Annotated in this window: 8 protein-coding genes; 5 read left to right on the top strand and 3 right to left on the bottom strand. The window is 44.6% G+C overall.

Translation table 11 applies throughout. The features are described 5' to 3' along the window. Positions 1-61 precede the first annotated feature (61 nt). The 3 genes from pgsA to B3014_RS07720 are packed head-to-tail and all read right to left on the bottom strand — an operon-like array spanning position 62 to position 2,725. Complete coding sequence (gene pgsA / locus B3014_RS07730; protein WP_289243425.1) at positions 62-619, bottom strand: CDP-diacylglycerol--glycerol-3-phosphate 3-phosphatidyltransferase; 558 nt, start codon at positions 617-619, stop codon at positions 62-64. 49 nt (positions 620-668) lie between these two features. Continuing rightward, positions 669-2,510, bottom strand: coding sequence for an excinuclease ABC subunit UvrC (gene uvrC, locus B3014_RS07725; RefSeq protein WP_289243424.1), 1,842 nt, complete (start codon positions 2,508-2,510; stop codon positions 669-671). Between the two features lie 8 nt (positions 2,511-2,518). Then, positions 2,519-2,725, bottom strand: coding sequence for a hypothetical protein (locus tag B3014_RS07720; RefSeq protein WP_289243423.1), 207 nt, complete (start codon positions 2,723-2,725; stop codon positions 2,519-2,521). Positions 2,726-2,868: 143 nt separating this feature from the next. Here B3014_RS07720 and mfd point away from each other — a divergent pair, with 143 nt between their 5' ends. The 5 genes from mfd to B3014_RS07695 all read left to right on the top strand — a co-directional run bounded on the left by mfd (position 2,869) and on the right by B3014_RS07695 (position 10,536). Further along, the gene (gene mfd, locus B3014_RS07715; protein ID WP_289243422.1) at positions 2,869-6,336 is read left to right on the top strand and encodes a transcription-repair coupling factor; all 3,468 of its coding nucleotides are present in this window, start codon (positions 2,869-2,871) and stop codon (positions 6,334-6,336) included. Next, the gene (locus B3014_RS07710) at positions 6,333-7,103 is read left to right on the top strand and encodes a methyltransferase domain-containing protein (protein WP_289243421.1); all 771 of its coding nucleotides are present in this window, start codon (positions 6,333-6,335) and stop codon (positions 7,101-7,103) included. The genes mfd and B3014_RS07710 overlap by 4 nt, the downstream gene beginning before the upstream one ends. A gap of 95 nt (positions 7,104-7,198) precedes the next feature. Next, the gene (locus tag B3014_RS07705) at positions 7,199-8,023 is read left to right on the top strand and encodes an ATP-dependent zinc protease (RefSeq protein ID WP_289243420.1); all 825 of its coding nucleotides are present in this window, start codon (positions 7,199-7,201) and stop codon (positions 8,021-8,023) included. A 12-nt stretch (positions 8,024-8,035) separates the two neighbouring features. Next, positions 8,036-9,547 carry an inactive transglutaminase family protein gene (locus B3014_RS07700; RefSeq protein ID WP_286304202.1) on the top strand — a complete coding sequence of 504 codons (1,512 nt, stop codon included), beginning with the start codon at positions 8,036-8,038 and terminating at the stop codon, positions 9,545-9,547. Further along, positions 9,544-10,536, top strand: coding sequence for an alpha-L-glutamate ligase-like protein (locus tag B3014_RS07695; protein ID WP_289243419.1), 993 nt, complete (start codon positions 9,544-9,546; stop codon positions 10,534-10,536). The genes B3014_RS07700 and B3014_RS07695 overlap by 4 nt, the downstream gene beginning before the upstream one ends. Positions 10,537-10,544 lie beyond the last annotated feature (8 nt).

The following is a 10,544-nucleotide window of genomic DNA, read 5'->3' as shown; positions in this document are numbered from 1 at the left end:
TCTACCAGCTGAGCTATTCCCGCTGAGGAAGACGTGCATTATAGGCACTTAAATTTTTATGTCAACCCTTATTTCGCATCATTGGCCAAGCCGCTAAAAGATAGTAGTACATTGACTGAATCGTTAACCACGCTGCCGCATACAGGAGTGCTACACCAATTTCAAAAACTGGCAATCCAAATAAGGGCTTATAGTAAATCAGGCAGGCAATGGCCAGCATCTGGAAGGTGGTTTTCCACTTACCCATTTGAGATACCTTAACGGCATTTCTCTGTCCTAATTCGGCCATCCATTCGCGTAATGCGGAAACAATTAATTCACGAGCGATGATTAATGTCACAGGTATCAGGATGTACCAGACAGGACTTTTAAACAGGACCATAATCAACGCCATCACCACAATCAGTTTATCGGCGACCGGGTCGAGAAAGGCACCAAACGCCGAGGTTTGTTCCCACTTTCTTGCGAGATAACCATCCAGCCAGTCAGTAAACGCGGCAATGATAAATATCAAAGCAGCCCAGACTGATGCTGAAGGCATAGGTAAAAAATAGAACAGAATCAGAATAGGAACTAACAGAATCCGTAAGCAGCTTAAAATATTTGGTAAATTCAACATCTTGTGTCACTTAAAATTAAAATCATGTTTATGGTATCACTATGCGTGCTTAATGATCGCCGTGAAAGACATCATAGATTTTTTGAGCAAGGGATTTACTGATACCGTCCACCTTGGCTAAATCTTCCACACCAGCTCGCTGCACTTCCTGAAGTCCACCGAACTGTTGTAACAGCTTTTGTCTGCGTTTGGGCCCTAAGCCATCAATATGTTCAAGTGTGGAAGTTTTACGTGCCTTAGCGCGTCGCTGTCGGTGACCCGTAATCGCAAAGCGATGAGCTTCATCTCGCACTTGTTGCAATAAATGCAGGGCTGGCGAATCGGCTGTCAGCGTGACTTCCCCTTCTCTACCTACCAGAAATAATGTTTCCTCACCTGGTCGGCGTTCCGGTCCTTTTGCGATACCTAATATAGGTAAATCAGATAAATTGAGTTCTTCGAGCACTGCTTGTGCTTCTTTTATTTGGCCTTTACCACCATCTATTAATAAGAGATCAGGCCGCTTACCTTCGCCTTTCTGCAAACGCGTGAAACGGCGTGTTAATGCCTGATTCATCGCTGCGTAATCATCGCCACCGGTAATGCCTTCAATATTAAACTTACGGTAGTCCGCCTTAATCGCGCCTTCCAGCCCAAACACCACGCATGAAGCAACTGTTCGTTCACCGCGAGTATGACTAATATCAAAACATTCGATACGTTTGGGTAATTCATCCAGGCTTAACGCATCCTGCAACATCTCAAATCGCTGTAGTAAATTGGAACGGCTACTTAACCGTTGAGTCAGGCTGATATCCGCATTGGTAGCGGCCATCTGCATCCAGCGAACGCCCTGACCTCGTTGAGGTTTTCTCAGGCTGACCTTGTGACCAGATTCAGTTTGCAGCACATCCTGAATTAAATCTCTGTCTTCTGGCTCATGGCTAAGTAAGATTTCTGTGGGTACATTTTTGCCCAAATAATACTGAGGAACGAAAGCCGATAATAATTCCTCGGGGCTGCTTTCACCTGAGCCTTTTGGAAAATAACTTTTACTACCGAGGTTACGTCCACCACGGATAAAACAGACTTCAACCACAGCCATGCCATCTTTGACAATCGCTGCCAACACATCAAACTCACCTTGGTCTGAGCTGACATATTGGCGTTCCTGTACCCGACGAAGAGCAATCACTTTATCGCGAATAGCCGCAGCCTGTTCAAAGTCGAGCCGATGTGATGCGGCATCCATTTCGGCACTCAGATCATCCATGACCTGTTTGTTTTTGCCTTCCAAAAACATAATCGTGTGTTCGACATCTTTTTTATATTCTTCTTCACTGATTAGACCAACACAGGGTGCTGTACAGCGTTTAATCTGATATTGCAGGCATGGGCGTGAGCGGTTTTGGTAATAACTGTCTTCGCATTGTCTGACAGGAAAGAGTTTTTGCAGCAAGTTGAGACTATCCCTTACAGCCCCGGCACTGGGATATGGGCCGAAATAACGCCCTGCTTTGCGTTTAGCACCGCGGTGATAGCTTAACCGGGGAAATTTATCGCCTGATATTAATAAATAAGGATAGCTTTTATCATCACGCAGCAGAATGTTGTAACGTGGCATTAATTCCTTAATTAAATTGTTTTCAAGGATTAATGCTTCGTTTTCAGTGTGGGTGACGGTAGTTTCAATGGATGCGATCTGAGCGACCATGACACGTGTTTTGGCTGTTAAACCGGTTTTGCGAAAATAACTGGAAACACGTTTCTTAAGGTTTTTGGCCTTACCAACATAAATCACCGTTCCGGTGTCATCAATCATGCGATACACACCGGGCCGGCTAGTCAGGTTTTTTAGGAAGGAGGCTGAATCAAATTCGCTCGTTTTTGTTTGCTTAACTGCTTCAGCCATGTCTCATTTCAAGTGTGGTCGTTTTGTTTGGGTGCGTACTGTCGTTGGTAACATTTATGTGCCTGATAAAAGCTGTTGGCTGATAAGCCAAGCAAAATAAAGCCACCGATTAACGCTGGGACGTCAGTGTAAAAAAAATAAAACATCGCTAAAGCTGCTATTAACTCAGCACTGCCTATCGTTTTTAACAGTACGACATTTTCAATTCGTTTCATTATTATTCTCCCGCACCTTTGCAAGTTTATTCAAGCATATAATCACTTATAAATTATAAGGGATAATGTGCCTTATTCAGGTCTTTGTGACAAGACTTCTTCGTTTTATGTGAAAATAGACGTTTTTGTAACGAATCAGTCTAGTGAATCATACTCAGCCTAATCTGCTCAATCCCAAGCTACCGTCATCTAATAAAGAAGCCCTTTATGCAGGCCAGCTTTATGGCAGCGCTCAAGGTCTTTTATTAGCAAAAGCAGCGCAGCAACATGATGGTCCGTTGCTGGTCATTACCGATGACATGAATAGCGCACATCGTCTGGAATTAGAAGCAAAATTTTTCTTAGGGGAAGACAAAAGGCCTGTTTTACATTTTCCAGATTGGGAAACGCTACCCTACGATACCTTTTCTCCGCATCAGGATATCGTTTCAGAACGATTAGAAACACTGCATCAGTTACCCGACTTTAAACAAGGTCTGCTGATGGTACCCATAGCGACATTGATGCAACGTATTGCGCCCCGTGCATTCCTCGAAGGCAACACGCTGATTCTGAAAATGGGCGATCAATTCGATATTGAAAGCTGGCGTTTAAAGCTTGAAAAAGCCGGTTATCGTAACGTATCTCAAGTCATGGAGCATGGTGAATTTACGGTACGTGGCGCCATCATTGATTTGTATCCCATGGGGAGCAAACTCCCTTATCGTATAGATCTGTTTGATGATGAAATTGATACTCTAAGAACCTTTGATCCGGAAACACAGCGTTCGATAGACACTATCGATAATATTCAGCTATTGCCCGCACGCGAATTCCCGATGACCGAAGACGGTATTCAGTTATTTCGGCAACAATTCCGCCGGCATTTTGAGGGAGACCCACAACGTAGTTTTATTTATCGTGAAATCAGTGATGGTAATGTGCCGGGGGGTATCGAGTTTTACCTGCCTTTATTTTTTGAAGAAACTAACAGCCTGCTCGACTACCTTCCGGATAACACGTTGATTGTTAGTATTGCAGACCCACATGTCGGTGCTGACCGGTACTGGCAGGAAATCAGCGAGCGCTATCGTCAGCATCGTGTGAACCCAGAGCGACCACTGCTCGAGCCTCAACATGTATTCATTCCAGTTGAAGAATTATTCAGCTCCTTCAAAGCCTATCAACGTCTTCATTTGCAAAGCTTTGAGCATCAGGACAAAGCAGGTCATATCAATTACGGCTCAGGCATGCCGCCACAACTGACGATGAATGCGCGTAAGGACAAACCTTGCGAGGCGTTACAACAATTTATTGGTCAGTTTGATGGACGAATATTATTTGCCGCTGAGAGTGCCGGGCGTCGTGAAACATTACTGGATATGCTGCGTCAGCACGATATCAAATGTCAGCCTGTCAGTAACTGGGATGCGTTTATCCAAGGTGATGACAATTTAGCCATGACCGTCGCTCCGCTCGAGCAAGGTCTATTGCTAGGTAATGAAAACCTGGCTGTTATTGCTGAAACACAGCTGTTTGGCCAGCAGGTCATGCAGCGTCGGCGTCGTAGTCGTAAAAAACGAGACACCGATGCCATTATCCGTAACCTTGCCGAACTCTCTATCGGTGATGCAGTTGTCCATGAAGATCATGGGGTGGGTCGGTACCTTGGTCTGCAAACATTAGATATTGGTGATGTCACCGCTGAGTATGTGACTTTGGAATATGCCAAAGGCGATAAGCTTTATGTACCCGTCGCTTCTCTGGATTTAATCAGTCGTTATTCTGGCGCGGCACCTGAATTAGCCCCATTACACAAACTTGGCACCGGTCAATGGGAAAAAGCCCGTAAACGTGCAGCAGAAAAAGCACGGGATGTGGCAGCAGAACTACTGGATATCTACGCTCGTCGTGCAGCGAATAAAAAACAGCCTATGGGTATGCCGGATGAAGACTATGCGGCTTTTGCTGCAGCCTTCCCCTTTGAACCAACGCCTGATCAACAAGACGCCATTGATGCCGTTATCAAAGACATGTTATCTGAACAGCCCATGGACAGGCTGGTATGTGGTGACGTGGGCTTTGGCAAAACAGAAGTCGCTATGCGAGCCGCGTTTATGGCCGTACATTCCGGTAAACAGGTTATGGTACTGGTACCCACTACCTTGCTTGCACAACAACATTATGAAAACTTTAAAGATCGCTTTGCTGACTGGCCGGTGAAAGTCGAAGTGTTATCGCGTTTCCAATCAAAAAAATCCTTGGACAAAGTCAAAGCTGGTATCAGTGAAGGTAACGCTGACATCATTATCGGTACTCACAAATTACTTCAGCAAGATATTGATCCTAAACGTCTTGGCCTGTTTATTCTGGATGAGGAACATCGGTTTGGTGTGACTCAGAAAGAGCAGATAAAAAAATACCGTGCTCATATAGACGTACTCACGCTGACAGCAACACCAATACCACGCACTTTAAATATGTCGATTTCCGGTATTCGTGATTTGTCGATTATTGCCACAGCACCGGCACGCCGCTTGGCGATAAAAACGTTTGTTTTACAGTGGGATGCAGAGAAAATTCGCGAAGGTATGCTGCGTGAAATCAAACGTGGTGGTCAGGTTTATTTCCTTCACAACAAAGTCGAAGATATCGATCGCGTGGCCCGTGAAATTGAGGCCATTCTGCCAGAGGCCAAAGTGGCCGTCGCCCATGGACAAATGCGTGAGCGTGAGCTGGAACAGGTCATGCTCGACTTTTATCATCAACGCTTTAATGTGTTGGTTTGTACCACCATCATCGAAACGGGCATTGACGTCCCAACCGCCAATACTATTTTTATCGATCGTGCAGATAAGCTTGGTCTGGCTCAGTTGTACCAAATCCGTGGCCGTGTTGGTCGTTCACATCATCGGGCCTATGCTTATCTCATCACACCGCCACAAAAAGCCATGACGAAAGACGCGGTGAAACGTCTGGAAGCCATCGAGTCTATTGAAGACTTAGGCGCAGGCTTTACTTTAGCAACTCATGATATGGAAATCCGTGGGGCTGGCGAGTTATTAGGTGACGAGCAAAGCGGCCAGATGCAGGAAATTGGTTTTAATCTGTACAACGAGTTATTAGAACGTGCTGTCAGAGCACTGAAATCGGGTAAAGAACCTAGCCTGAATCAATCTGACCGCCACTTTGTTGAAATCGATTTACACGTTCCTGCTCTTATTCCTTCTGATTATTTACCAGATGTGCATACACGTTTGGTGCTTTATAAACGCATATCTGCAGCTCCTGATAACGAGGCACTACATGAACTTCAAGTCGAAATGATTGATCGTTTTGGTTTGTTACCCGATCAGGTCAAAACCTTATTTGCGGTTCATGAGCTTCGTTTTAAAGCGAAACTAATTGGTATTCGGAAAATTGATGTCTATGACCAAGGCGGGCGTTTGTTATTTGAAGAGTCGCCCAATGTGGATCCGATGACCATTATTAATCTTATTCAAAAACAGCCTAAAAAATTCAAATTAGATGGTCAGGACAAATTACGCTTTGTTGAAGACATGCCTGAAGCTGATGACCGCATTGTTGCCCTCGATAACTTATTAGATGCTTTACTAAACAAAAGCGCATGACCATTCAACACGATCGTAATTTCGATGATTTATTCGATAGGTTTGAAAGTAAAATCTACGATACTGTTAAAGGCGAATGGCGGTTACGTTTATTAAAAGAAGACCTGGCCCAATTCGCTGTCACATCGCCTATTACAGTGTGGGATGCAGGCTGTGGCCAGGGGCAAATCAGTCTCTGGCTGGCAGAGCATCGTCACCAACTGACGCTGTGTGATCTGTCAGAAAAGATGCTTGATACGGCTAAAACTCATTTTGAACAGGCCAATATCAAAGCCACGTTTTATCATGAGTCAGCACAAAGTCTCGCTAAACAGCTACCACCATTTGATTTAGTGTTGTGTCATGCTGTGCTGGAGTGGTTAAGTGAACCACTTGCATCGCTCAAGACAATCATGGACAAAGTTAGGCCTGGTGGCTATTTATCCCTATTGTTCTACAACAGAAATGCCATGGTCTACAGCAACGTTTTAAAAGGCGGCTGGCGACTTCCCCCCATACTTAATGATAGTTACATTGGTAAAGGTAATAAATTAACGCCGCCAAACCCACAGTTTCCACACATTATTCTTGATGAAATGCGCCATGCTGGGTTCTCCATTGAGAAACATACAGGGATTCGAGTGTTTAATGACTACATGAGCCAACAAGCCAGAAACAACAGTGATGAGTCCGTATTGTTTGAGCTAGAGCATCAATATTGTCGCATGCCGGTTTATCGTGATATGGGCCGATACATTCATTTATTAGCGAAACGAGAAAATTGTTAGGAATTTTTTAACACGCGGCTTATCAAACGTATCGTCTCTGCTACAATAGCCGCTATTTTTTAGTGAATCCAATCAATTATCCTTACAAGGTTATTATGTCTAAACTATTAGTTCTGATTGCTTCTTCTACTGTATTTTTAAGCGCCTGTATTCAACAGGGTCCACAAACACCGCCCGTCTCACCTACTGAGTTAGCTCAATCTCTGCAAGAGACCGAATCTCGCCTCATTCAACAAATTCAGCAGCAATGTGAAAGCTTGAACAAGCAAGAGACAGCACAAGCTGATGAACTGCAAAAGATCAGCAAAGCACAACGCCAGTTTGATGGACGTTTTGATGTGATTGAAGGCAAACTGGATACCGTCATCGTCAAACAACACAAAGGTGATGCTGCTCCCCCACTTTGTCCCAAACCTGCTGCATCGGTAAATACAAACAATATCGGTAATAAACTGGTTGTCGGTAAAACAGAATGGCTGTGGATTGAGGCCATCAATCGTGTTTACGAGGCTCGTGTCGATACCGGAGCCACCACATCCTCTATCAGTGCGCTGGATATCACGCCATTCGAGAAAGATGGCAAGAACTGGGTACGTTTCCGTTTAGCACCAGATGATGGTGACGATAGCTTTGAAATTGAAGCTCCCTTAGTGCGTTACGTCAAAATCCGTCAGGCCTCGACTGATACACTCGACAAACGTCCAGTAGCCTCACTAACTGTTCGCTTGGGTAAGATGACCGAAGTAGCTGAATTTACCTTAAATGACCGCACCCATATGACCTACCCTATCCTGCTGGGACGTGAGTTCTTACGTGATGTAGCTGTGGTAGATGTGGCAAAAGACAATAATCAACCCAAACCTGAAATTGTTAAAAACCAGCCACAAGCACCTTCAGTCAGTAAAAGTAAGAAGAAATAAGGAAACCAGGCCATGACATCTCGTAAAGCGTTTTATTTGATAGTGGGCTTACTGATTGTCACAGGCCTGGGATTAACATTACATAGACATTACACCTTTGATATTCCTTGGCTTCCGGGGGAGCAGCGTCAAACCTGGTCTATCGAAGCCAAGGTTGAGTTTGATGCACAAGATAAAGAAGTGCTGGCATCACTTGCCATACCTGGAACACAACCCGGCTTTACGCAACTGAGCCAACAAACTGCCAGCCCAGGCTATGGTTTGTCTTACACTAAACGTGAAAATGGCGGTCAGCGTGCCGAATGGTCAATCCGGCAAGCTACAGGCGAACAAGCCCTTTATTACAAAGTGGATATGCTGTTAGACCCTTACGCTGTTCCACCAGAACCCAGCCAGCCTCCGGCGTTAAAAGTCAGCATAGAAAAAGAGCCTTACGCGACATCCGCTAATCAACTACTTGATCGAGCACAAGAGCGTTCCTCGACGCCATACACCCTGGCTAGAGAATTGATTCAGGAGTTTAAAAATCAATCACAAAACGCTGAACTCTTAGCTCAGTTGAAACCGCAAACGCAATGGATTGTTCAACTACTGCAACAAGCTGGTGTACCCGCTCGCCAAGTACATGCACTATTTCTTGAAGACGGTCGTCGCAGACAAGAGTTAGTCACCTATATTCAGGTATTTGATGACAGTGACTATCAATTGTTCAACCCGGAAACAGGTGAGCAAGGCAGGCCTGAAAATGTCTTACTCTGGGAATATCATTCAGGACCCGTTCTTGAACTGATTGGCGGAACCAATTCACACGTCACTTTCTCTATGATTCAGCAAGAGCTCCCGTTTGGTGTCGCCTTGAATCAGAAGTTTGCTGATGAAGCTTTGATAAATTTTTCACTCTATACCCTACCACTTGAGGAACAAGCACTGTTTAAAGGTATTTTATTAATACCTGTTGGTGTTTTAGTGGTTGTCTTAATGCGAATTCTGGTGGGCTTAAAAACATCCGGTACGTTTATGCCGGTTTTGATTGCCTTGGCCTTCATTCAAACAAGTTTGGTAACGGGCTTAGTCGGTTTCTTACTGATCGTGGGTACAGGCTTGTTGATTCGCTCTTATCTTTCCTATCTCAACCTGCTGCTCGTCGCCCGAATATCCGCGGTTATCATCATGGTGATAGGTATCATTGCGATATTCTCCATTCTTGCCTATAAGCTTGGTTTAACAGAAGGTATGAAAGTGACGTTCTTCCCGATGATCATTCTGGCATGGACCATTGAACGGATGTCAGTTTTATGGGAAGAAGAAGGTCCACATCAGGTAGTTATTCAAGGTGGAGGCTCTCTGTTAGTAGCTGTACTAGCCTACTTAGCAATGAATAACGAATTAATTCGTCATTTGACCTTCAATTTCCTCGGCATCCAGCTGATTTTAATGGGACTGGTGTTGATGGCAGGTAATTACACCGGTTATCGCTTGCTCGAATTAAAACGCTTTAAACCTTTAACCGAGGATCACCTATGAGCCTGAATGTGCTGAATTGGCTGAAAGAGGTCAAGTCTCGGTACGTTCACCCAAACAAGCTAGCCAAGATTGGTGTGCTTGGTATGAACGAACGAAATATTGCTTACATAAGCCGTTACAACCCAAGACGTCTCTACCCGCTTGTTGATGATAAATTACAAACAAAAGAAATCGTTCTGGAAGCGGGGGTTAATGCGCCAGACCTGATAGGCACTATCACTGAACAACACCAGGTCGATGACCTGCTTGATATTATTAAAAATACTGCAGGTTTTTGTATTAAACCGGCACATGGTTCAGGTGGTAAAGGTATTTTGGTGGTGACGGGGTCAGATGATTTCGGGTATCACAAAGCAAATGGGCAAATTCTTAAGCTCGCTGATCTTGAGCGACATGTTTCTAATATCCTGGCGGGACTATTTTCGCTGGGTGGTCGAACTGATGTCGCCATCATTGAAGCGCTGATTCAGTTCGATGATTGCTTTAATGGATATACATTTGAAGGTGTACCTGACACACGGGTGATTGTCTTCAAAGGTTTTCCTGTGATGGCAATGATGCGCTTATCCACATCTGATTCTAACGGTAAGGCGAACCTTCATCAGGGTGCCGTCGGTGTGGGTTTGGATATTGGTAATGGTAGTGCGGTGCGTGCTGTTCAATTTGACCGCCCCGTTATGCTACATCCTGACACAGGTAGAAACCTGCTTGATCTTCAGGTGCCACATTGGGATCAATTACTGCACCTGGCTGCATCCTGTTATGAAATGTCGGGCTTGGGTTATTTAGGTACTGATATCGTTTTAGATAGGAAAAAAGGCCCTATGCTACTTGAACTAAACGCCCGTCCTGGTTTGAGTATACAAGTGGCTAATGGTGTGGGTTTACTGCCACGGCTCAAGAAAATTGAATCTTTAACCAATGTGAAGAAAATGACGCTTGAACAGCGTATCGCGTTTTCAAAAGAGCACTTTTCTCGTCGATCATAATCAACAAT

It is taken from the genome of Methylophaga sp. UBA678, assembly GCF_002299105.1.
GTDB lineage: Bacteria > Pseudomonadota > Gammaproteobacteria > Nitrosococcales > Methylophagaceae > Methylophaga > Methylophaga marina.
Note: the sequence above shows the minus strand (reverse complement) of the source record. Positions and strands in the feature narration are given on the sequence as shown.